A 22,574-nucleotide genomic window follows, 5' to 3' on the forward strand; every position below is an offset into this window, starting at 1 on the left:
AGTTTACGACTTGACGTGTTGTATTTGAAGTGGGGGCTTGAGTGCCCCCACATGTTTATGCAGCCAGTTCTGGCAATGCGGGCATCAGGACTTCAGCGCAGCCTCGAACTCTTCGCGGGAGACAAACTGATCCTTGTTGGCGTCTATCTCTTCAAAGCGCTGCTCAATGGCTGGAAAGCGCGCAACTTCCTGCTTGGACAGCTTGCCGTCCTTGTTGGCATCAGCGCGAACGAAGATGGTCTCGGTCGTTTGAGCGGGCGTAGCCTTGGCCGCGGGAGTGCTCTGGGTTGATGGCGTGGCCATCGGAGTAGCCGGCTTGGTGCCTGTGGCATCGGGGGATTGGGCGTGTGCGGCCAGCGCCGAGCCCACTGTCAACGCTGCCATCAATGTGATGCTGCGCAATTCAAAGTTGGGAATAAAATGCGATTTGGATGTCATGCAGACATGTCCTTTAAAGTTGAAGAGCCGCTATTGCACCGCAGCAAAGCGGTCGCTTCCAGCACTTTTGCATGGTGTTGCCTGATAAACATCATGTGCAGCTCTTACACATTTTCTTTCTGCGCGTAACCCGTCCTGAATCCCTATTCAAACCATCTATTTATGGCCAACAGACTCACCCAGATTGCCACCCGCACCGGCGATGACGGCAGCACCGGCCTTGGCGACAACACCCGTGTCTCCAAAGACAGTTTGCGTGTGCATGCGATGGGTGATGTGGATGAGTTGAACTCACACATCGGCGTGCTGTTGTGTGAAGAGTTGCCCGCCGAGGTACGCGAGTTGTTGATTGAAGTGCAGCACCAGCTTTTCAACCTGGGTGGTGAGTTGTCTATCCCGGGCTTTGAATTGCTCAAGCCGGAGGCGGTGGCCTTGCTGGACGCATCCCTGGAAAAGTACAACGCGAATTTGCCGCGTCTGCAAGAGTTCATCCTGCCAGCGGGGACACGCGCTGCGTCGCAAGCGCACGTGTGCCGCACGGTGGCCCGGCGTGCCGAGCGGGCGGTGGTTGCGTTAGACCGACAGGAGACGCTGAATGAGTCGCCGCGGCAATACCTGAATCGTCTGAGTGATTTGCTGTTTGTGCTGTCGCGCGTGCTTAACCGTGTGAACGGCGGTGACGACGTCTACTGGAAGAGTGAGCGTATGGCGCGGGCCGCTGCCGACTAGGTTGGCCGTTCAGCGGGCGTTGCTACAAAAATCATAGCATGCTGCCCTCGTGTTTGCTGGGTAGACGACCGATTTGGCTCTTATTTGGGAAACAACATGGCCATGGTGATGCGGGACACGCAGGGTCAGCTCGCCAGCGCCGTTGGTCAGGTCAATTTGCCAGACCTGGGTGCTGCGGCCAATGTGAACCGGCCGTGTAATGCCGGTGACCCAGCCGCTGGTGACGCCCCTTAGGTGATTGGCGTTGATGTCCAGCCCCACCGCGCGATGTCCTTCGGGCGCCGCATAAGCCGCGCCGCAGGAGCCCAGCGTTTCAGCCAGCACCACGGAGACGCCGCCGTGCAGCAAGCCATACGGCTGGCGGGTGCGTTCATCCACCGGGACCCGGGCGCGGATGAAATCATCGCCAACTTCCAGAAACTCAATCCCCAGGTGAGCGACGGCCGTGTCCTTGTGAATCGAGGAAAGAATTTCCACAGAGAGGGGCTTTTTCCAGATCGACATCGCGACTCCAGTTGGCTTGAATGCTCTGACTATAAAGAGAACGCCGCCTACATGTCCGGTTGCCTGTTGAGACTAAGCTGGCAATACAACAAAGTGACAGCCGGTGACGGCAGACAATCGAAAGGCGGGCATGCGACGCGGACAAAAATGGATGGTGGCTGCGGGCGTGTTCCTGGCCTTGATTGCCGGGCTCTGGCTGCTTGTCGCACTTCTGCTGCCCAGTAACGAGGACCTGGCGGGCCGGGCTTCCAAAGAATTGCAAACCCGCCTCGGCGTACCCGTCAAGGTAGGAGCCGTGAATTGGCGGCTGTTCCCCACCCCGGCCGTGGTGCTTCAAGACGCCGCAACCGAGCAACCCAAACCCATTTCAGTCAAAAAACTGACCATTTACCCCAGCGTGGCGGCCCTTATGGACGGGCGCCTGCAAGTGGACAGCGCCGAACTGGATGGCGCCGTGTTGCCCCAGCTTTCTTTAAGGGGACTGAACAAAAACCCGGAAACCGCCGCCTCCCTGGACGGCGTTGCTATCCCGCTGGCACGGCTGGTTTTCCGTGATGTGACCTGGGTCTCACGCTACGGCAGGGAGCTTGTGTTTGAAGGAGAGGCCGACTTTGACCCCAACTGGCGTCCACGCCTGGCGCAAGTGCGCAGGTCAGGTGCTGCATCGCCGGCAGATTTGACCCTGACCCGCCAGGGCCAGGAGGACCGCTGGACCACATTGATCAACATAGGGGGCGGTACTGCCAACGGTGAGGTGCAACTGCAAACCCGGGACAACGGCCGGCTCCGCCTGGAAGGCAAGCTGCAACCGCGCGGGGTCGAGGTCGCCGATGCGTTGGCCTCCTTCAACCGCAGGTCGATCATTGAGGGCAGGGCGTCTGGCGAAACTGCCTTGTCTGCCAACGGCGACACCCTGGGTGAAATCGCCCAGTCCCTGCAAACCAAAACCAGCTTCGCCATGGGCAGCGATGCATTCCTGCGTGTTGATATCGACAAGGCGGTCCGCAGCTTTGGCAAAGAGCGCCAGGGAAAAACCCAATTGGAGTCGCTGACCGGCCAGCTTGTCACTCAAAACACGCCGGCCGGCATGGTTGTGACTTTTACCAGCGTCAAGGCCACATCGGGCGCCTTTACTGCGACGGGGCAAGCCAAAATCGCCAATCGCCAAGTGGATGCGACGTTTGACGTCGATCTGGTGAGCGGGCTGGTAGGTGTACCCATCGAGATTCGCGGCCCGCTGGAAAAAGTTGACGTGTCGGTGCCCCGTAGCGCCATCGCTGGCGCTGTGGTGGGAACCGCCGTGTTGCCCGGCGTGGGAACCGCTATAGGCGCCAAAGTTGGGGCGGCGATAGGCAAGTTGTTCAGCTCCGAACCGGCTCCAAAGGGCAAGGCCTCGGACAAGCCAAGCCGCTAATTGCCTGGGAGGGAGGTCGCCGGCCGGGCCGACCAAGGGGTTTCTTTACCCGAAATTGACCCGGGGCTGAGATTTTTACAAGCGCGTTTGGGGACAGATGGTTACCATAGGGAGTTCCGTCCAAGCCATGCGTTAGGCAAGCCAGGGCGGTGTAATCACTGTATTTCAACCTGGGCTTTTTGCCATGTCGCTCACAAAGACCGTGCCTGTACCGTCAACGTTGGAGACCGCGCTGGACCAGAACGACGCGGTCAGGGAAACCGTCAAGCAATCTGCAGATGAATTACTGGTGATCAACACTGTTCTTAAACAGGAAATCCCCGACCACGCGCAAACTGGCGAAGTGATCGAGGCTCTGCAAAGAACCGACGAGCTGGAAACGAGAATCCAGGAATCGGTGGATGACCTGGCGCAGGTCAATCAGCTGCTGGAGCAGGAGATTGACGAGCGGGCAGGCCTTGAGCGCGAGCTGGCTGAGACCAAGGCCGCACTGGTTGAAGCTCAGGACCAGTTGCCCCCGAGCTGAAGGCTCCTAGGGCTTGCGGTTGAGCAGGGCGTACAGCAGGATGGCGCCAAAGGTGGCGGTGCCTATGCCGCCCAGCGCAAACTCACCAAACTTCAGCGTGAAATCCCCGGTGCCCAGCACCAGCGTGATGGCCGCCACCAGCAGGTTGCGGTTATCCGAAAAATCCACCTTGTTGTCGACCCAGATCTTGGCGCCGGCCACAGCAATCAGGCCAAACACCACAATGCTCACCCCGCCCATCACGGGCAGCGGAATTGCCTGAATCAAGGCGCCAAACTTCGGGCTGAAACCCAGCACCAGCGCAATCACGGCGGCCACAACAAAAACCGCCGTCGAATAAATTTTGGTGGCGGCCATCACGCCAATGTTTTCCGCGTAGGTGGTGACGCCAGTTCCGCCCGCCGCACCGGAGACCATGGTGGCTACGCCATCACCAATAAAAGCGCGGCCCATATAAGGGTCCAGGTTTTTGCCGGTCATGGCTGTCACGGCCTTGATGTGGCCCAGATTTTCTGCCACCAGAATGATCGCTACCGGCGCAATCAGGAGCATGGCGTTGGCGCTGAAAACAGGCGCGGCAAATGCGGGCAGGCCAACCCATGCGGCGCTCATGATGCCCGACAAATCCATGGGTTTGCCAAGACCCAGACCATTTGTGAGTACGGCGTAAATCACGGTGGCCACAATCAGGCCAACCAGAATCAGCAGCCGCTGCACCATGCCTCGCGTCAACACCGCTACCAGCGCCACACTGACAAAGGTGACCACCTGCATCCATGAGTCAAAGTTGCTGGCTGCCATGTTTTTGATCGGGATGGTGGCCAGGTTCAGGCCAATCACCGCCACCACAGCGCCGGTAACCACCGGCGGCATGAAGCGCTCGATCCACCCGATGCCGACAGCTTGCACGATGGCGCCTATGACGGTGTACAGCACGCCGCACGCAATGATCCCGCCCAGCGCCACGCCGATATTCGGATTGGCCCCTTTTCCCGCGTAAGCGGTTGCGGCAATGACCACGCCGATGAACGAAAAGCTGGAGCCCAGATAACTTGGTACCCTGCCACCTGTGACCAGAAAAAAGATGAGTGTGCCGACGCCGCTCATCAGGATGGCGATGTTGGGGTCAAAGCCCATTAGGATCGGCGCCAGCACGGTGGCACCAAACATGGCAATCACATGCTGCACGCCCATGACCGCTGTCTGCGGCCAGGGCAGCCGCTCGTCGGGCCCGATGACCCCGCCTTGCTGCAGCACATCGCCGCTGCGCTCAGTCCAGTTAAACAGGCCTTTTCGCTCTGGCGATTGGGTTGAGGTCGATGTCGGTTCAGGCATGGCCATGGGTTCCCCTCCTTTGTAAAGTGTCGCCATCCTAAGAGCAATGGACGTGCCACACAAGGGGTGGTCTGTCCCTCCCGCGTTTCAGCCGGGGTGTGCGGTTATTGATTTGGCCCCGTGAAGTCCGTGTTTCTCATCCGTTTGCCCTGAGGGTGGCTTCGACAGGCTCAGCGCAAACGGCAATTTGATGTTTCAGCGTGCCGGAACTGATCGCTACCCGGCAAACGTGGTGTCCGGCAATCCTCTGATGCCTGGTATCTTGATGGCGAACAGCGAGCCGGATAATGGCGCGGCAAGTAGCGCCTCCTCGTTGAGTCGGACCGACGCGCTGGTCACATACAGCGTGTCGAGGTGCGGGCCGCCAAAACAGCAGCTGGTGGGGCGCGGCACCGGCATGCTGATTCTCAGCAGTTCCTCGCCGGAGGGCGAGTATCGGGACACACGCCATGCGTCCCAAATGGCGACCCACAGACAACCCTCTTCGTCAACGGTCAATCCATCTGGCGTGCCATCGGTTGGGGGAAGGGTGATCAGGGGTCGGCGGTTGCTGATGGTGCCTGCCCGCAGATCGAAATCGTAGGTGTAGATGGTCCGCCGCGACGAGTCTGTGAAGTACATCTGCTTGTTGTCAGGGCTCCAGCCAAGTCCGTTGGCAACGGTGAAGCCGCTGTCCATTTTTTTCCAGGTGCCATCCGGGTCCACCCGGAACAGATTGCCCCGGTTGGCGGCGGTACCCATGTCAAGAGTGCCTATCCAGAGGCGGCCCATCCGGTCGCACTTGCCATCGTTGTAGCGGTTTGTCGGCCGGTCCGACTCCGGGTGGCAGAGCGATGTGAGTGACTTGGAAGCCTCATCAAAAGTCATGATGCCTGTGGGGGTTGCCACAAGCAGGCCTCCCGTGGCCTTGGGAATGACCACGCTGACCATGGAGCCCAGTTTGACCTCGACGTCCGAGCCTGTTTGCACGTCATACCTGTGAATGGCGGGGGTGAGAATGTCTACCCAGAACAGCGCCCCGTCGCGCGGCGACCATGTGGGGCCCTCACCCAGCAGTGCCCGGGTCTCGGTCACGCAGACCACGTCGAAATGGCGTTCCGCTTCCGGCGTGGGTCGGGGTGCAATGGACATGAATTGACCGCCAGCGTTGTGCGAAATCGTGCGAGCCGAGCCAATCAGGCTGGACGAGAGCGCGTGGGCGCGAGCCTCATTCATTCGGTCGGGCCTTGAAAAGATGCTCACTGCGCCTAAGGGTCGGCCCTCAATATCAAAAATGGGCGCCGCCATCGAGAACACGTTTTCGTTGTGCTCCAGTCGATCTATGGCATAACCCCTGGCGCGCGTCAGGTCCAGCTCTCCCCGCAGCGCACTCAGTGTGGTGAGTGTGCTGCTGGTGTATGCGGTCAGCGTGAGCGATTGCAGCAAGGCCGCCTGGCGCGTGGGGTCCAGATACGCCAGGATGGCCTTGCCTGCGGAAGTGGCGTGTGCAGGCAGTCGCTGCCCGACCTTGGAGGTAAATCCGGATCCTCGTCCGGCATCTTCGGACGTCACGATGACGATGTTTTCACCGTCGAGAACGGCCAGGACGACGGACTCAGAAATCGAATCCCGCAGGCGCACCATTTCATCTTGCGCAGCCAGTCGCAGATCGAAGTCGCTCCACACCTCGTGCGCCAGCTCCAGCAGCCGGAAACCCAGCTTGTAACTCTTGGTGTAGGGGTCGTGACGCAGCAGGCCTTCCCGCATCAGCGTGGCAAGGATCCGGTGCAGCGTGGCTTTCGGCAGGGATGCGGCCCTCAGCAGCTCAGTGAACGTCATGGGAGCTGGCGCCAGCGACACGATGTTCAGCAAGCCCATGGCTTTCTCCAGCACACCCACACCCGCGCCGGAGGCAGCCTCCGCGGCGCTTGCATTACTTGGCGCGAACGGCGTGGAGTTTTCGGCGTAATGGGTGGAGATTGTCAAGGTCGAGCCCCGAATTGTTTTAAGCAGAGAGGAATAGTACCAACAAACGGAACCAAAAAACTTTCAATGGCCTAGGGTTAGTACCAATAAGTGGAACAAATGTTCGGCATCACAATATCTTTTCCGAGTAAGTTCCATTCAATGGAAGAAATAGGAGACAAGCATGCTAACTAGACGTCAATTTACCCAAGCCGCTGCCGCCACATCTTTGGTGGGAAGCCGCAATCTGTGGGCCCAATCCAAACCACTGACCTATGTGGGCTGGTCTCAGGACGAAGCCGCCAGCAAGCCCACGCTGGACGCCATGTTTGAGACCTACCGCAAGGCCAACGCCGACACCAAGCTGGAGGTCATCGGTTTTCCATGGGCTCAGATGCAGCAAAACATCCTGCTCCGCATGCGCTCCGGGCAGCCACTGGACGTCGTGCAACTGGCCGAGCGCTGGTTGCCGCAATTCGCGACGACCGGAAAAATGGTGGACCTCGAAGCGGTCTACGGCAAAGGGCAACTGGCTAAACAGATGAGTGGCGGCGTTTTGAGCCTGGGTGAGTACAAGGGCAAGCAGCTGGGGATCCCCTGGACTGCAGGCTCCATCGGCATGGTGGCAAACGCCAAAGTTCTGAAAGATGCTGGCATCGCTGCACCGCCGAAAACCATCGACGCCTTTATTGAAGCGCTGAAGGCGATCAAGAAGTCGCAGCCGCAAAGCGTCCCATACGCCATGTCCACCAAGAACAACAACTCCATGAGCCCTGACTTTCAGGTGTGGCTCTGGACGTTCGGTGGCCGCCTTTTCAATGAGAAGGGGCGTGTTCTCGTCAACAGTGCTGCAGGTGTGCGCGCCCTCGGGTTCATGACGGATCTGGTTCGAGACGGGTTGGCCGCCAAGGATATTGACCGGCCAGATGCGCGGCGCATGTACGCGCAAAACCAGACCGGCTTCTACCAGGATGCCCCGTTGGCGCGCGGCTTTGCCCGCAACAACTCTGGCAAGGGCGTGGACTTTGATCAGTTTGTGCTGCCCATGGCCACGCCAGTGGTTCGTGCCGGCGATGCACCTCAGGCATTTGCATGGGGCCACCTGCTCAGCATGATGGGCGACGGGAAGAGCGTCCCCAACGCGCAGTCACCACAGGCCAGGTTCGTCAGCCACCTGGCATTAAGCGACGAAAGCCAGATCAAGTACTTCAAGGAGCAGGGGCTCTTCCCCGTGACAAACAGTGCCTTGTCCAAGCTCATGACCGACTCCTACCTCACCGGCTGGGTCAAAGGCTCAGTCCACGCCGCACGCGACGAAATTTCAATGTGGCCCAACTCTGCCGAGCTGTCCACCATCGTGGGCGAAGAGGTGCAAGGTGCATTGCTGGGTCAAAAATCGGCACAGGCAGCAATTGAGTCCATGGACAAACGTCTGCAGGCCAAGATGGTCCTCCCCGCAAAATCATGAACCAACAAAGTCCGGCTGTGGGGCAAGCATCGCCCCGGCCCCAACGCAGGAGCTTGAAGGCGCATGAGCGACGCACCGGCATCCTGCTGCTGGTGCCGGCCTTCATCGCGTTCGTAGCCGTAATCCTGGTTCCGTTCCTGCAGTCGCTGCGTCTGTCGCTGTATCGGTACACGATTGACATGGAGCAGCCGGTCTTTGTCGGTTTGGGAAACTTTGTGCGCCTGTTGTCCGATCCGGGCACGGCGACGGTCTGGCTCAACACGCTCATCTTTGTGGTTGTCACCACGGCGTTGACGTTTGTACTGGGGCTTGCATGGGCGCTCATGATGAACCAGACCTTCAAGGGGCGTGTGTTCATCAGGGCGGCATCTCTTTTGCCCTGGGTGTTGCCAACCACGGTGACGGCATTTCTTGCGGCGTGGATTTTTAACGGCCAATACGGCGTACTTAACGCTGCTCTGTTACAGGCTGGCCTGATCAGCGAGCCCATCACCTGGCTTGCGGAAGAGCGCGGCGCCATGGCGGCCGTGATCATCACCAAAGCCTGGCTGTCCGTGCCGCTTTTCATGGCCTTCTTTCTGGCCGGTTTGCAGGGCGTCTCGCAAGACCAGGTGGATGCCGCACGGGTAGATGGCTGCCACAACGCTGGGGTGTTGCGCTACGTCATCCTGCCGCATCTGGCACCGACCATGATCATCGTCACCATTCTTGGCGCCATGGGCAACCTTCAGACCTTCGATGTGATTTATGCGCTGACACAGGGTGGCCCTATCAAGGCGACCACCATGTTGTCGGTAGAAGTCTACAAACAGGCCTTTCAGAACTGGGACATGGGAACCGCGTGCGCGGTTGGCGTTTTGTGGTTCATCACGATCGCGATTCCGACCACGTTCTACCTGCGTATTCTTTTCAAGCGGGAGGCCTGAGCAATGCTGATACTTCTGACATGGCGCGCGCGCCTGGTTTTCTGGGCCATCTTTGCGCTGATCGCCGCCTTCCTGTTCTTGCCGCTGCTCTGGATGGCGCTGACTTCCATCAAGCCTGAGAGCGAAATTTTTGTGCGGATTCCGACGATCTGGCCGCTTTCCGCAACTGTGGACAACTACCGGCAACTGTTCAGCCGCGGCGACATTCTGGTGCAGCTTAAAAACAGTCTGATCACTGCAGGTGGCGGCGCGCTGCTAACGGTGTTCCTCGCCACGTATGCAGCTTACAGCTTTGCAAAGTTCCGCTATCGCGGACGCAAATCACTGATGTTTCTGATGCTTTCAGCCCAGATGTTTCCGTTTGCCATGATGTTGATCAGCCTGTATCCGCTGCTCCAGTGGGCCGGGTTGCTCAATACCCATGTGGGCTTGATCATTGCCTATGTGATCCTGGCTCTGCCCAGCGGCACCTACATGCTCTACAGCTACTTCGTGGGCATTCCGACAGAGATCATCGAAGCCGCCCGCGCAGATGGCGCAAGCGAGCTTTACATCCTGCACCGTATCGTCCTGCCACTGGCCATGCCGGCTCTGGTGACGGTGGGTCTGTATTCATTCATGTGGGCCTGGAATGATCTTTTGTTCTCGCTCACGCTTATCACCACGCCTGAGCTCAGGACCGTCGGCCCCGGACTGCTGCTGAACTACATCGGCGAAAGCAAGAGTGACTGGGGCGGGGCCATGGCGGCATCCATCGTCAGCTCCTTGCCCATTGTGATTGGCTTTGCCTTCCTGCAACGGTTCTTCATTCAGGGCCTGACGGCCGGGGCAGTCAAGTCATGAGGCTTATCAACAAGGTTGCCATCGTCACAGGCGCCGGCCGCGGCATAGGCGAGGCCATTGCCAGAACTTTTGCCGAGCATGGATGCAGGGTTGTGGCAGTGGAAAAAGACAAGGCCGCTGCCGCAGCCTTGCGCAAGGCGCTGCCGGAGCATTTGGTCAAGGTCGCCGATATCACCGACAAAAAAGCCATTCTGACCATCGTCAATCAGGCCATGACACGCTATGGCGCGATTGACATTCTGGTCAACAACGCGGTTGCGTATACAGAAAGACCTGTGCACGCCTGCACGGATGACGAGTGGGAAAGCACTGTGGACTCCGCCCTGTCTTCGGTGTTTCGCGCCTGCCGCGCGGTACTCCCGCACATGATGAAAGCGCGGGCCGGCAGTATCGTCAATTTATGTTCGGTCAACCAGATCGTGGCCAACCCGAACATGGCTGCGTATACCGCGTCCAAAGGCGGCATACATGCGCTGACCAAACAAATGGCCATTGAATACGGGCCTTTCGGGATTCGTTGCAACGCCATTTCACCAGGCCTAATCATGACCGAACGCACCCTGGCAGGTCGGTCCGAAGCAGATCTGCGCCTGGACCGGGAGGCTTATCCAATTGGTCGGGTGGGGGTCGGGATGGATGTGGCCATGGCGGCGGTTTATCTTGCCTCTGACGAGGCCGGATTTGTGACGGGCGTTGATCTACCTGTAGACGGGGGGCTGACCTCTCTCTCACCATCAGCGTTGGTGTCGCCCAAGATCCGTGCGTGGTGGGGGCGCCAGCCACTGGAATTTTCAAAAAACGACAAGCCATGACAAATCGTGAACAACCCCCATTGACCGGCGTCTTCCCGGTCTTGCCGACGCCGTTTCATGAAGACGGTACGCCCGACGCAGATGGCCTGCGAACGCTGGTGCGCTATCTGCTGAGCAGCGGAGTGGACGGCATGACCTATCCCGGCGTGGCCAGTGAGGTCTCCACGCTGACGGAAGATGAACGGTCAACATTGACCGCTGTCGTTCTGGACGAGGTGGCAGGGCGAGTCCCGGTTGTTGTGGGTGTGTCATCGAGTGACGCGGCAGTCACCGAACGCCTGGCCCGCGCCGCAGTCAAAAACGGCGCCGCCGCGCTGATGGTGGCCGCGCCGCCACATCTTGGCTCGACAGCGCAGCAGGCTGACTATTTCAAGGCTCTTGCAGTAGCTGTGCCGGCTGTGCCGCTGATGTTGCAAAACGTCCCTATGCCAGTAGGCGCCGGGCTGGAAGCGCAGGCTGTGGTGGATGTCTTGGAGGCAGTCCCGGCCATTGCGTATGTCAAGGAAGAAACCTTGCCCAGCGGCCAGCGTCTGACGGCCATCCGGGCCGGGGCACCTTCAACCCTCACAGGCGTTTTTGGCGGCGCAGGGGGACGCTACATCACTGACGAATTAAGGCGCGGGGCTTGCGGCACCATGCCGGCCATCGAGCTGGCCGAAGTCCATGTGGCGCTCTTTGCCGCGCACAGGCAGGGACGCTTGGAAGAGGTTCGCAACATTTTCAGCCGGATGCTTCCGGTTCTCAACATTCAGTCGATTTTTCGGTGGTCCCTCACGAAGTATGTGCTCCTGCGGCGCAGCCTTATCGGATCCAGTCATCAACGCATGGCCGGCCCCCGTCTTGATGAGATTGATCAACAGGATGTCGACCTTTTTATGGACGACATGAGCGACCTTTTGCTGTCTGAAGCAAAAACCCGCGCATGCATTTTTAACCAACAGAAAGTTTCCAATGGCACAGCTTGAGCTGAAGGGGATTGTCAAATCCTTCCAGGATGCCACGGTCATTCATGGCGTAAACCTGACCGTGGAAGACGGTGAGTTTTGCGTGTTTGTAGGCCCGTCGGGGTGTGGCAAATCCACTTTGTTGCGCATGATCGCGGGGCTGGAAGAGTGCACGGATGGCGCCATCACGATTGATGGAGAAGACGTCACGGATCACCAGCCCGCCAAACGCGGCATCGCCATGGTTTTCCAGTCTTATGCCCTTTATCCCCACATGACTGTGCGGGAAAACATGGGCTTTGGCTTGAAGATCGCAAAAGTCCCGGAGAAAGACATTTCGGACAAAGTGGCCAAGGCCGCCAAAACCTTGCAGATCGAGCATCTGCTGGACAGAAGACCAAAAGACCTCTCTGGCGGACAGCGGCAACGCGTCGCCATAGGACGGGCCATTGTTCGGGAGCCGCGCATGTTTCTGTTTGACGAGCCTCTGTCAAACCTGGACGCTGCCCTGCGCGTGGAGATGCGCATAGAACTGGCCAAGATCAAGTCGCAACTGAACACCACAGTGGTTTATGTCACGCACGACCAAGTCGAGGCCATGACGCTGGCGGACAAGATCGTTGTGCTGCGGGATGGTCTGATTGAGCAGGTGGGCAAACCTCTTGACCTCTACACGCGACCGGCCAATCAGTTTGTGGCGGGCTTTATCGGGTCGCCAAAAATGAATTTCCTTTCGGGTGTCACTCATGCATCCGGATCCGGGCAGCATGAAATTTTGCTGAAAGATGGAGCCCGTCTCGCTGTTGCTGGTGCCAGCGCTGGCGTACTTGGCAAGTCTGTGGTGGTTGGCGTGCGTCCTGAGCATCTGCACGTCGGCAGCAAGCATGACGCCGGGCTGTCCGGGGAAGTCGTCGTAGCCGAACGTCTCGGTGGCGAAAGTTACTTTCATGTCCGTGTCGGTGACAAGACCCTCATCGCCAAAGCGCCCGGCGATTCACCCGTTGAATTGGGAGAGCGAGTGGGTCTCCGGTTTGACGCGGACAAAGCGCACCTTTTCGAACCCGATGGCGGGCGGCTCAATTAATCCAATGTCATTCATGAAAAACTTTCCAAAAATCAGCAAGGTTGAGTCCTTCATTATTTCCATCCCGCGTGATACCCCTTACATGGGGCCGCTGGGCCCCGGCGAGAGCATCAACTCACGTGGTTATCTCGTCCGCTTGGGCAATAAATCCATCTATCCGGATACCGATCAATCTGTCTTGATCAAGATAACGGCTGAGGATGGCACGGTGGGCTGGGGCGAGACCTACGGCATCGTGGCACCGTCTGCCGTGACCAGCATCATTGACGACGTTCTGGGCCCGGTGATAACGGGACGCGACCCCCGTGATGCCGTTGTCATCCAGGAAGATCTTTACGATCTGATGCGTGTCCGCGGCTTTTTTGGCGGCTACTACGTCGACTCAATTGCCGGCGTCGACATCGCAGTGTGGGACCTTTTCGGCAAGCTGGTCGGTCAGCCTGTCGTCAAGCTGTTGGGCGGTCAACGCATGACGTCCATCCCGGCCTATGTCTCAGGTCTGCCGGGCTCTACGCTGGACGCGCGGCTGGAGCTGGCCCGGGATTTCAAGGCACGTGGGTTCAACGCCTTCAAGTACCACTCTGCAGTTTCATTTGACGGAATCGTCACCGAAATGCGCACGCTGCGCGAGGGCCTTGGCAGCGAAGCCCAACTCATGGTGGACCTGCACTGGAAATTCACCGCGCAAGAGGCCATTCAGCTGGTTGAGCAGCTGCTGCCTTACCGCCCGTATTTTGTGGAAGCGCCGTGCCAGCCCGAAGATATCGAGGGACAGGCACACGTCGGCAACAACATCAAGGTTCCGCTGGCCCTGGGTGAAGAGTGGCGCACTGTTTACGAGTACCGCACTCGCATGGAGCGCCGGTCCATGTCCATCATTCAGCCCGAGATGGGGCATATCGGCATCAGCCAGTTCATGCAGATCTGCAGGATGGCCAACGCGTTTCACATGAAGGTGATTCCGCACGCCAGCATTGGCATCGGCATTTTCCAGGCGGCCAGTTTGCACGCAACAGCGGCCTTGCCCAACTGTCCGATGCACGAGTACCAGCATTCGATCTTTGACCGCAATCTCAAGTACGTCAAAACGACGATGCGGTGCGAGGCGGGGGCATTTGTGTTTCCGGAAGGGGTTGGTCTGGGAATTGAGCCCGCGGAAAGTGTTTGGCAATTTGTTAAAAAGAAAGAGTCTGTATGAGTCAGTTTTCCGGCGTCTACCCGATCCTGTATGCGTTTTATGACAAGAACGGAAAGCTCGACGATGGGCTGATGCGTTTGCAGGTCGAGAAATGTATTGCCACGGGTGCACACGGCATTGCCGTGTTGGGGTTGGTTACCGAGGTTCACAAGCTTGACGTCAATGAGCGCACCCACCTGGTCAAAGTGGTGGGGCAGGCCATCAATGGCCGCGTACCTTATGCCGTCACCGTGGGTGAGTTGTCATTGCACGGCCAGAGCGAATTTGCAAAGATGGCCAAGGACCACGGTGCCGACTGGGTCATCCTGCAGCCTCCGGGCGTCAAGGGTTACACCGAGGCGGAATATGTGCGCTTTCTCGGCACGGTGGCAGATGGCCTAGACATGCCAGTCGCGATTCAGAACAACCCGGTGAACATGGATGTCTCCTTGTCCAATGCCAGTTTGCAGCGCCTGCGTACGGAGCACCCGAATATCACCATGCTCAAAGGTGAGGGTCCGGCGCTGGGTGTGGCCGAGGTGATCAAGGCATCTGAAGGTCGTTACGGTGTTTTTGCGGGGCATGGTGGCAAGGAATACATCTCGAATGTCTTGTCGGGTTGCGTCGGCTTGGTGCCGGCGCCCGATTGCCTGGAGCATCAGATCAAGTTGCACCAGCTGCTGGTGGATGGGCGTGTTGAAGAGGCCGAGGCGCTGCACGCCCGGTTGTTGCCGCTGATCCTGTTCATGACGAACTCGGTGCCCAACATGCTTTGTTATGGCAAGCGACTCTTTGCTGAGCGCATCGGCATCAAGGAGGTGCACGCACGGGCCCCGGAAATCCAGCCGACAGAGTTTGGACTCAGCGAGGTCAAACGCATGACACGAGGCTGGGGACCGCTTTGATGGACGTGCATCCCCTGCAGATCACTCAATGCCGCCACTGGAAGGTGGCCATGCCCTTCAGGCAGGCCTTGGAATGGGGCTCCGGGAGCCGCCCCGGGGTCACGCGTCTGGTGGTCGAAATCACGCTAGCGAATGGGGTCAAGGGCTATGGGGAGACGATTTGCCTGCTCGAATTTATTGAGCCGGTACTGGTCCATACCGTTTTCCCGATAGCCCTGCAGCATCGCGCACAAGATGTGGAGCGTTTCACGCGTCACGTGTTTGGGGCGGGCTACTACCACCACAAGCGCGCCGCAGTGATGGCCATGGCCGCGGTAGAGATGGCCATGTGGGACGCGCAGGCAAAGGTCGCGGGTCAAACCCTTTCTGCCTTATGGGGTGGCGTGTTCCGGTCCGAGGTGGAGGTGGCAGCGTATCTGTTTGGCACCGATGCGAGCGCTCTGACCGCTTCTGCCCAACGGTTTGCCGACGCGGGCTACCGCAGCTTCAAGGTCAAGATTGGCATGGATGCCGCTTCGGACATCAGCAATGTCGAAGCCGTACGCAAGGCCGTCGGGGCGATGCCCCTGCGTGCCGACGTCAACAGCGCATGGACGCCGGGCACAGCCCGCCGCACGCTTGAGCGCCTGCGCGCCTATGACCTGCAATACATTGAGCAGCCTCTGGAACTGGACGACGTGCAAGGGCACGCAGAGCTGCGAAAAATGCAGCCGGTACCGGTTGCGCTTGATGAATCTGCATACACCCTGGCCGATGTCGGCAACATTGTGCGCAGCGGAGCGGCCGACGTGATCTTGCTGGACCCGCACGAAATCGGCGGGATGTGGCAAACCATCAAGGCTGCTGCAGTGGCTGAATCGGTGGGCATTCCGGTTACCTTGCACAGCGGGGGCGAGCTGGGCTTTTCGCAGTCGGCTTATATCCACCTTGCGGCAAGTATTCCGAATATGTCCATCTCCATTGACTCGGAGCGGGATTACCTGTCTGACGATGTGGTGTGCGAGCCCCCGCGTGTAGAAAACGGAGTGTTTGCCATACCGCAAGGTTCCGGCTTGGGCATGACGCCCGATTTCACCAAGATTGAGCGCTACCAGGCCAGCGAGATTCGTGGTGCCTACCTCGACAGTGCCCGACCGGGCTGGTTCTCTACCAAACCTTCTTACTGACCGGAGCATCCCATGCATGGTTTCACCCGCCGATTTTTAGTTTTGTTTACCGCACTTGGCTGCGTGGCCCCACTTGCCGCCACTGCTCAAGCGTGGCCGCAGCGCCCCATCAAAATTATTGTGCCGTACACAGTGGGCGGCGCCTCGGATATCACGGCGCGGCTCCTGGCGGAACGTCTGGCGCTGAAGTTTGGGCAGCCGGTCACAGTGGAGAATCGGGCGGGCGCCAGCGGCACCATTGGCACAGAGGCCGTGGCCAACGCGGCTGCAGATGGCTATACGCTCGCGTTCGTGGCCAGCTCACACGTGGTGAACAAGGCGCTGTTTCCTGCGCTTGCCTATGACCCGATCAAAAGCTTTACCCCGATCATCCACACGGCTAACGTGCAACTTGTGTTGGTGGTCCCGGCTATCTTGCCCGCCAACACCATGGCGGAGGTAATTGCTTTGGCGAAGGCCAAGCCAGGCACGTTCAGTTATGCGTCTTCTGGCAGCGGTAGCAACCCGCAGTTTTTTGCTGAAATGTTCAAGCAGGCAGCTGGTGTGGATATGGTGCATGTGCCCTACAAGGGCAGTACGGCAGCCCACGTAGATCTGATGGCTGGCCGCACCCAGTTGATGTTTGATGCATTGGCGTCCGTATCGCCTCACGTCAAGAGCGGCAAGCTCAAAGTGCTGGCGGTTGCGGGTGCAACCCGTTCACGATTGCTTCCTGATGTGCCCACTGTGTCTGAGGCGGGGTTGCCGGGCTTTGGGGCCACCTCTTGGGGTGCACTGCTGGCACCGGCTGGCACGCCGAAGGCAGTGATCGATCGCCTGAACCAGGAAAGTGCGGTCATTCTCAACAGCGCGGAAGTCAAGGAGCGGTTGGGCGTACTTGGCGCCGAGGTAGTGGCGTCAACTCCTGAACAGCTCGCGGATCTCATGCGCCGCGAGGAGACCCGCTACACCAAGATGGTCAGGGATCTGAACATCAAACCGGAGTAAATTTTGAGCCAGGTATCTTTGATCGCCGTTGACTGGGGCACGTCCAACCTTCGTGCGAGCTTGCTTGACGCAGAGGGTAGCGCGCTGGAGACGCGCTCCGCCCCCGGCGGCATCATGGCCGTCAACGACGGCGCGTTTTCGCAAGCCTTGCTTGCATTGTGTGCCGACTGGATGCAGCAATATCCCTGCCCGCTAATTGCCAGCGGCATGATCGGCAGCCGCCAGGGCTGGAAGGAAGCCCCATATCTTGACTGTCCCGCTGGCGCCGGGGAGGCAGCCCGGCTGCTTGTCAGCGTTGATATTGAAGGCGCCGCAGTGCAGACCAGCGGTCTTGTCCGGCAGTTGCACATTGTTCCCGGTCTTCGTTGTCTGGACGAGAGTGAGCAGTTTGACGTGATGCGGGGCGAAGAAACACAGATCTGGGGCGCCGGCCTGGCCAGCGGATCAGTCGCAGTGTTGCCCGGTACGCACAGCAAGTGGGCCTGGACGGGGGCGAAGGGGGCCATCACCGGGTTCAGGACTTACATGACGGGTGAGTTGTATGCCTTGCTCACAAAGCACGGAATTCTTGGGCGACTCATGGTGTTTGGTGAGAGCAGGCCTGATGCATTTGTAGCCGGCGTGAAGGTTGGCGTGAATGCACACGCACAGGCTTCCCACGCTATCTTTTCAGCCCGCACGGCGGGCTTGATGGGACGTATCGCGCCCGAAGGTTTGCCGGACTATCTCTCGGGCGTATTGATAGGGCTGGAGCTCGGTGGAGCCAGGGCTTTGTGCAAAGACGCGGAGTTGCGGGAAGTCGTCCTGATTGGCGACGACGGCCTGTGCGAACGATACGAACGGGCTTTTGAGTTGATTGGCATCGCCACCGCACGTGCAGCGGACGATGCAACCACGCGTGGCCAGACGATTGTTGCGCAGGCCGCTGGCCTGTTGGGGGATGCGTCATGAACACCGCGGAAGCACGGATGAATGCTCAGCCCGCCGTTGCGATCCTGCGGGGCGTCCAGACGCACGAGGTACTTGAGGTCGCACAGGTGCTGTTGGCTGAAGGCATTGACATCATCGAAATCCCGCTGAACTCGCCCAAGGCATTGGCCAGCATCCGGCTACTGGCCGATCAGATCTGCAATTCTTGTGTGCTGGGTGCGGGTACGGTGCTTGGAGTTAGTGATGTGGATGCCGCTGCCGAGGCGGGCGCGCAGCTCATTTTGTCGCCCAATATGGATGTTGCCGTCATCAAGCAAACGCGCGCGCGCGGCCTTTTTTCCATGCCGGGTGTGGCGACGGCGTCAGAGGCCTTTGCGGCGCTTCAAGCCGGAGCCCATGCCCTCAAAGTATTTCCAGCCGATGTGTTGGGCCCTGCATCCATACGCGCATGGAATGCGGTGTTGCCGGCAGGCACAGCCCTTTACGCAGTGGGGGGCGTCGATACGCACAACATGCAGCAATTCCGTCTGGCCGGCGTGCGGGGCGTGGGGCTGGGCTCTGCGCTGTATGTTCCCGGGATGTCTTTGCCCGAGCTTGGGCGACGCGCGCGCGCCTTGCTCGATGCCTGGAAGAATGAACGCCCTCTCTGAGTCCCATGGCCGCACGCTCAGGCTCAGCAGCGTCGCGCTGGAGCTTGACGTGAGGCCGGGCGTTGGTGGTTGCTATGAGCGCATGGTTTTCAAGAATGCCGATGGCTCGGTGGTTGATGTGCTCAGGCCAGCGGCGAGTGGCAACACAGATCCATTTTTGTCGGCCTCTTTTCCCCTGGTTCCCTATTCCAACCGGCTTTTTGGCGGGCACCTTCTTGTTGGTGAGGACAAGGGTGCTGCAGGTTTGATGAATATTCCTCTAAACAGACCGGGCGTTGTACATCCGGTACATGGCGTAGGTTGGCGGAAGGCCTGGCAGGTGGTAAGTCAGCAGTCCTGCGAGCTGCGGTTGGCTTACGACAACGCGGCAGACACGCACTGGCCTTTTGCGCACCGATGTGTGCAAACCATAAGTCTGAGCGGCGCAACAGCGCGTTTCCATTTGCAAGTACATAACCTCGCAGCTCTTCCTATGCCGGTAGGTGCGGGGTTCCATCCATACTTCGCGACTGATGCCGACACCACGCTCCATCTTGATGCGCGCGATGTCTGGGCGCAGGATTCAGAAGGAGTCCCCTCCCGGGTGGTGCCCCTTGCGAGCCTGACGCATGGCGATGTAAGGCAGGGGCTGCTGGCCAACGCCATTGAGCTAAACCATTGCATTGATTCCTGGAAGTCACCGGCCTTGCTGCGGCGGCTTTCAAAAAATGTGCAGGTGTCCATGGCTGCGTCTGAATCGCTAGATCACCTTGTGGTCTACCGACCGAATGGCGCTTCGTGGATCTGTCTGGAACCTGTGTCGCACGCCACCGGTGCATTCAGTCTGCCGCCGCTGCACAAGGAGCGAAATGGCGTACGCCTTCTGGAGCCCGACGCCATGTTTGAGGCCTGGATGGAAATTTCGGTTACTTCAACTCCCAAGCCCTCACAACGCGCGTTAATTCACTGAAAGGCAAATCTCATGAACCTCTCGAACTTCTCCCTTGATAAGCTTATCCCTGTCGCCCGCCGCCGATTGCTTGTCAACGCAATCAGCGTCGCCGCTTTTGGCGCCCTGGCGGGGGCCGCTCAGGCACAGCCTGCAACTGCAGAAGCGCCTTACCCCAATCGCGCCATCAAGTTCATTGTCCCGCTGGCGCCGGGTGGTGTGGCCGATGTGATGTCGCGCATGGTGGCAGAACATCTCCAGAACAAATGGGGCCAACCCGTGGTCGTCGAAAACCGGCCGGGCGCGGGTACCAGCATTGGCATGAGTGCAGTGGCAAAGGCAAAGCCCGACGGCTACACCATCGGCATGGGCAACATTGCGGCCAACGCCATTTTTCCGGCTCTGCAGCCGCTGACGGTGCCATACCACCCCATCAATGACTTCGCTCCCATCAGCCTTGTCGGCGTCACGCCAAGCATGCTGGTTGTCAACGCAGACAAGATTGCCGCCAAAACCCTGCCGGAGCTGGTCGCGTATTTGAAGGCTAATCCCGGCAAGGTCTCGTATGGTTCGTCCGGAACGGGCACCTCTCTGCATATCGGCATGGAGTTGTTCATGATCAAGACGGGTACCAACATGGTTCATGTGCCGTACAAAGGATCGGCGCCCATGCTCAACGATTTGCTGGCCGGGCAGATTGACGTGGCGCTAGATGCTCAATCCACGTCAGGCCCGCATATTCAAAGCGGAAAATTGCGCGCGCTGGGCGTTACCACCGCAACGCGCGCTTTCTTCGCCCCCAACCTGCCGTCGATCAGCGAGTTCGTGTCCGGCTATGAGGTCAAGGCATGGCACGGTGTGATGGCCCCGGCAGGCACGCCCGACAAAATCATCGCCACCCTCAGCGCTGAGATCCAGGCTTTTCTTCGTCAGCCCGAAACCGAGGCCAAGCTCAGGGACCGCGGCGTCATTCGCGTCGGCTCAGGCGCAAAGGATTTTGCAAAAGTGATCGCGGACGATATCGAGCTGTACAAGTCCGTGATCAAGACGGCGGGCATCAAGGCTGAATGACGGGTATCTGTCCGGTGGTGTCGCTGATAAAGCCGGCGACTTGCGCAACCACGGTTTCATCTTTCAGGATGCGCCGGTGGCCCAGGTCATCTGTTGCGATCAGTTGCGCATTGCCAATGGCGTCCCGATAGGCCTCACCGTCGGCAAAGCGGTTGATGCTGTCGCGCCGGTCGTGCACCACCAGCGTGGGTTGCTGGATGCGCGGCCCGACTGCCGCTGGCTCAAAAAGCGGCATCAAAATGCCTTCGCGTGCTTCAACGCGCCGCTGCATGGCGGCGCGTGTCTTCTCACTCAAACCAAATACATGGGCAAACAGCCGTGTGTATTCGTACGGTGACGCCGGTGGCGCCATGAGCACCAGCTTGCTCACCGGCAGACCGCGGCTCACGGCGTAGGCGGTCGCATTGGCTGCAAGCGAATGGGCCACCAGGCCATAAAGCCCGTGCCCCTGCTGGGTCAAGCGGGCCGCCGCATATTCAATGGCGCGCGCAAACTGCGGCAATGTGCTGATAGAGCCTGCGCTGCGGCCGTGGGCTGGCAGCTCCAGGATCACAGGTCTCAGCCCTTTGGCCTGCAAGCTGTCGGCCAGTGCAAGCATCTGCCCCGCGTGGCCACCCCAGCCGTGCACCAGCAAAACCACCGGGCCGTGAGGCGCGATGGGGCGCGAGTACATGGTGAGGCTGGCGTTTTCAAATGGCCAAGCTTCGATGCGCCAGTCAGGCCCCCAGGTGCGGCGGCGATTCAGCCATTTGGGCGGTAAAGGCGTGGCGAACAGACGCGATGCTGCGCGAACAGCCAGCGTGGGCCAAAGCCGCTGCGAGGCGCCCAGCCCCCAGCGGAAAAGTCGGGTCGTGGGGTTGGCCGCGTAGTATGCGGCGGTTGTCTCAAGTGAGGTTCGTGTCATGGTGGTTCTCCTGCAAGGTGTTCAGTACCAGATCCAGTCCCGATTGCTTTTGGGCAGCGCACTCAGAGATTGGATGGCGGCGTGCACGACGCGCACCAGGGCGGCCAATGCGATACCGGAAATAAGCAGCAACATGTCAACTTCCTTTCTTCGCACGATCGTGCGAAATATAGACCAACAAAAAGCCCTTGTGGGGCATCACGTGAACCATCAAGTCTGGTAACTTTTCATCAGCCGCTGCCAGGTGGCCTGGGCTCTCTCGGCAGCGCGCGGATCCCGCAGAAACCGGGCATCGTGCAATGAGCCCAGTATCAGGGCGTTGAGTTCCCCCACGAGCTGGCTCGCATCCGTGTCGGCTTTCAGGTGTCCAGCCTCTATGCACTGAATAACTGTGCGCCGCAGGGTGGCGCGCCAGCGTGTTACCTCGTTAAAGAGCACATCACGCAACTCGCCTTCGCAGTCATCCAGCTCAAAAGCGCCTGCGCTGTAAATACAACCCTTGTGGGCATCCACATCCCGGGTACGCACAATCCAGCGCTGCACGATGTCATTCAGGCGCGGCAGGCCTTTGGGTGTTTGCATGGCGGGAACAAACACGGCCACGACAAACCGCCTGCCAAACTCCTCAATCACCGCCTTCTGCAAGGCCTCACGCGAGCCGATGCGCGAAAACACGCCACTCTTGGAAAGGCCCAGCGTGTCGGCAACGGCCTGCAGCGTGATGGCTTCCAGTCCCTGAGCCGAAGCAAGGTCGAGCGCCGCGCCAACAATCGCGGCCCGCGTCATCTCGCTTTTCTGTGTTTTGGCGTCCATGGGGCGAATATTAGCACGCATGTGCGAATGTGTGCAAGAGCGCCTATTTGTCGGGTCTGATACGTGGCGGCATCGG

At 59.3% G+C, this 22,574-nt stretch carries 22 protein-coding genes and 1 pseudogene; 17 read left to right on the forward strand and 6 right to left on the reverse strand.

Annotation, left to right across the window (positions count from 1 at the left end):
- Window positions 1–84: 84 nt before the first annotated feature.
- Window positions 85–438, reverse strand: coding sequence for an EF-hand domain-containing protein (locus VE934_RS01230; RefSeq protein ID WP_324883510.1), 354 nt, complete (start codon window positions 436–438; stop codon window positions 85–87).
- A 162-nt stretch (window positions 439–600) separates the two neighbouring features.
- Here VE934_RS01230 and VE934_RS01235 point away from each other — a divergent pair, with 162 nt between their 5' ends.
- A complete protein-coding gene (locus VE934_RS01235) occupies window positions 601–1,167 on the forward strand; it encodes a cob(I)yrinic acid a,c-diamide adenosyltransferase (RefSeq protein WP_324883512.1) in 567 nt (188 codons plus the stop codon).
- Window positions 1,168–1,247: 80 nt separating this feature from the next.
- Here the strand turns inward: VE934_RS01235 and VE934_RS01240 are convergent.
- A pseudogene (locus tag VE934_RS01240) lies at window positions 1,248–1,671 on the reverse strand (hotdog fold thioesterase).
- Window positions 1,672–1,801: 130 nt separating this feature from the next.
- Between VE934_RS01240 and VE934_RS01245 the strand changes: the two are divergent.
- Window positions 1,802–3,085: an AsmA-like C-terminal region-containing protein gene (locus VE934_RS01245; RefSeq protein WP_324883514.1), complete on the forward strand. Its 1,284-nt coding sequence runs from the start codon at window positions 1,802–1,804 to the stop codon at window positions 3,083–3,085.
- A 184-nt stretch (window positions 3,086–3,269) separates the two neighbouring features.
- Window positions 3,270–3,611, forward strand: coding sequence for a hypothetical protein (locus VE934_RS01250; RefSeq protein WP_324883516.1), 342 nt, complete (start codon window positions 3,270–3,272; stop codon window positions 3,609–3,611).
- Window positions 3,612–3,617: 6 nt separating this feature from the next.
- Here the strand turns inward: VE934_RS01250 and VE934_RS01255 are convergent, their stop codons facing one another.
- Both VE934_RS01255 and VE934_RS01260 read right to left on the reverse strand, forming a co-directional pair.
- The gene (locus VE934_RS01255) at window positions 3,618–4,946 is read right to left on the reverse strand and encodes a solute carrier family 23 protein (protein ID WP_414693793.1); all 1,329 of its coding nucleotides are present in this window, start codon (window positions 4,944–4,946) and stop codon (window positions 3,618–3,620) included.
- Window positions 4,947–5,162: 216 nt separating this feature from the next.
- Window positions 5,163–6,911 (reverse strand): SMP-30/gluconolactonase/LRE family protein, encoded by a 1,749-nt coding sequence (locus tag VE934_RS01260; protein ID WP_324883520.1) that lies wholly within the window; start codon window positions 6,909–6,911, stop codon window positions 5,163–5,165.
- A gap of 163 nt (window positions 6,912–7,074) precedes the next feature.
- Between VE934_RS01260 and VE934_RS01265 the strand changes: the two genes are divergently transcribed.
- The 14 genes from VE934_RS01265 to VE934_RS01330 are packed head-to-tail and all read left to right on the forward strand — an operon-like array spanning window position 7,075 to window position 20,781.
- A complete protein-coding gene (locus tag VE934_RS01265; protein WP_324883522.1) occupies window positions 7,075–8,358 on the forward strand; it encodes an ABC transporter substrate-binding protein in 1,284 nt (427 codons plus the stop codon).
- Window positions 8,355–9,284 carry a sugar ABC transporter permease gene (locus tag VE934_RS01270; RefSeq protein ID WP_324883524.1) on the forward strand — a complete coding sequence of 310 codons (930 nt, stop codon included), beginning with the start codon at window positions 8,355–8,357 and terminating at the stop codon, window positions 9,282–9,284. The genes VE934_RS01265 and VE934_RS01270 overlap by 4 nt, the downstream gene beginning before the upstream one ends.
- A 3-nt stretch (window positions 9,285–9,287) precedes the next feature.
- Window positions 9,288–10,127: a carbohydrate ABC transporter permease gene (locus tag VE934_RS01275; protein ID WP_324883526.1), complete on the forward strand. Its 840-nt coding sequence runs from the start codon at window positions 9,288–9,290 to the stop codon at window positions 10,125–10,127.
- A complete protein-coding gene (locus VE934_RS01280) occupies window positions 10,124–10,939 on the forward strand; it encodes an SDR family NAD(P)-dependent oxidoreductase (protein WP_324883528.1) in 816 nt (271 codons plus the stop codon). Before VE934_RS01275 ends, VE934_RS01280 begins: the two co-directional genes overlap by 4 nt.
- Window positions 10,936–11,904, forward strand: a complete 969-nt coding sequence (locus VE934_RS01285; protein ID WP_324883530.1) for a dihydrodipicolinate synthase family protein — start codon at window positions 10,936–10,938, stop codon at window positions 11,902–11,904. The genes VE934_RS01280 and VE934_RS01285 overlap by 4 nt, the downstream gene beginning before the upstream one ends.
- Window positions 11,891–12,967: a sn-glycerol-3-phosphate ABC transporter ATP-binding protein UgpC gene (locus tag VE934_RS01290; protein WP_324883532.1), complete on the forward strand. Its 1,077-nt coding sequence runs from the start codon at window positions 11,891–11,893 to the stop codon at window positions 12,965–12,967. The genes VE934_RS01285 and VE934_RS01290 overlap by 14 nt, the downstream gene beginning before the upstream one ends.
- 13 nt (window positions 12,968–12,980) lie before the next feature.
- On the forward strand, window positions 12,981–14,165 hold the full coding sequence (locus VE934_RS01295) for a mandelate racemase/muconate lactonizing enzyme family protein (RefSeq protein WP_324883534.1): 1,185 nt from the start codon (window positions 12,981–12,983) through the stop codon (window positions 14,163–14,165).
- Window positions 14,162–15,049: a dihydrodipicolinate synthase family protein gene (locus VE934_RS01300; RefSeq protein WP_324883536.1), complete on the forward strand. Its 888-nt coding sequence runs from the start codon at window positions 14,162–14,164 to the stop codon at window positions 15,047–15,049. Before VE934_RS01295 ends, VE934_RS01300 begins: the two co-directional genes overlap by 4 nt.
- Window positions 15,049–16,215 carry a mandelate racemase/muconate lactonizing enzyme family protein gene (locus VE934_RS01305; protein ID WP_324883538.1) on the forward strand — a complete coding sequence of 389 codons (1,167 nt, stop codon included), beginning with the start codon at window positions 15,049–15,051 and terminating at the stop codon, window positions 16,213–16,215. Before VE934_RS01300 ends, VE934_RS01305 begins: the two co-directional genes overlap by 1 nt.
- Before the next feature lie 12 nt (window positions 16,216–16,227).
- Window positions 16,228–17,202, forward strand: coding sequence for a tripartite tricarboxylate transporter substrate binding protein (locus VE934_RS01310; protein WP_324883540.1), 975 nt, complete (start codon window positions 16,228–16,230; stop codon window positions 17,200–17,202).
- 3 nt (window positions 17,203–17,205) lie between these two features.
- Window positions 17,206–18,153 carry a 2-dehydro-3-deoxygalactonokinase gene (locus tag VE934_RS01315; protein WP_324883542.1) on the forward strand — a complete coding sequence of 316 codons (948 nt, stop codon included), beginning with the start codon at window positions 17,206–17,208 and terminating at the stop codon, window positions 18,151–18,153.
- Between the two features lie 17 nt (window positions 18,154–18,170).
- A complete protein-coding gene (locus VE934_RS01320; RefSeq protein ID WP_324883544.1) occupies window positions 18,171–18,782 on the forward strand; it encodes a 2-dehydro-3-deoxy-6-phosphogalactonate aldolase in 612 nt (203 codons plus the stop codon).
- Window positions 18,766–19,731: a hypothetical protein gene (locus VE934_RS01325; protein ID WP_324883546.1), complete on the forward strand. Its 966-nt coding sequence runs from the start codon at window positions 18,766–18,768 to the stop codon at window positions 19,729–19,731. Before VE934_RS01320 ends, VE934_RS01325 begins: the two co-directional genes overlap by 17 nt.
- Window positions 19,732–19,743: 12 nt before the next feature.
- A complete protein-coding gene (locus VE934_RS01330; RefSeq protein WP_324883548.1) occupies window positions 19,744–20,781 on the forward strand; it encodes a tripartite tricarboxylate transporter substrate binding protein in 1,038 nt (345 codons plus the stop codon).
- Here the strand turns inward: VE934_RS01330 and VE934_RS01335 are convergent.
- Window positions 20,768–21,685, reverse strand: a complete 918-nt coding sequence (locus VE934_RS01335; protein ID WP_324883550.1) for an alpha/beta fold hydrolase — start codon at window positions 21,683–21,685, stop codon at window positions 20,768–20,770. The genes VE934_RS01330 and VE934_RS01335 overlap by 14 nt on opposite strands.
- Before the next feature lie 210 nt (window positions 21,686–21,895).
- A complete protein-coding gene (locus tag VE934_RS01340; RefSeq protein WP_324883552.1) occupies window positions 21,896–22,498 on the reverse strand; it encodes a helix-turn-helix domain-containing protein in 603 nt (200 codons plus the stop codon).
- Between the last annotated feature and the right edge of the window lie 76 nt (window positions 22,499–22,574).

Origin of the sequence: Polaromonas sp. (assembly GCF_035638815.1) — a bacterium.
Taxonomy (GTDB): Bacteria; Pseudomonadota; Gammaproteobacteria; order Burkholderiales; family Burkholderiaceae_C; genus Polaromonas.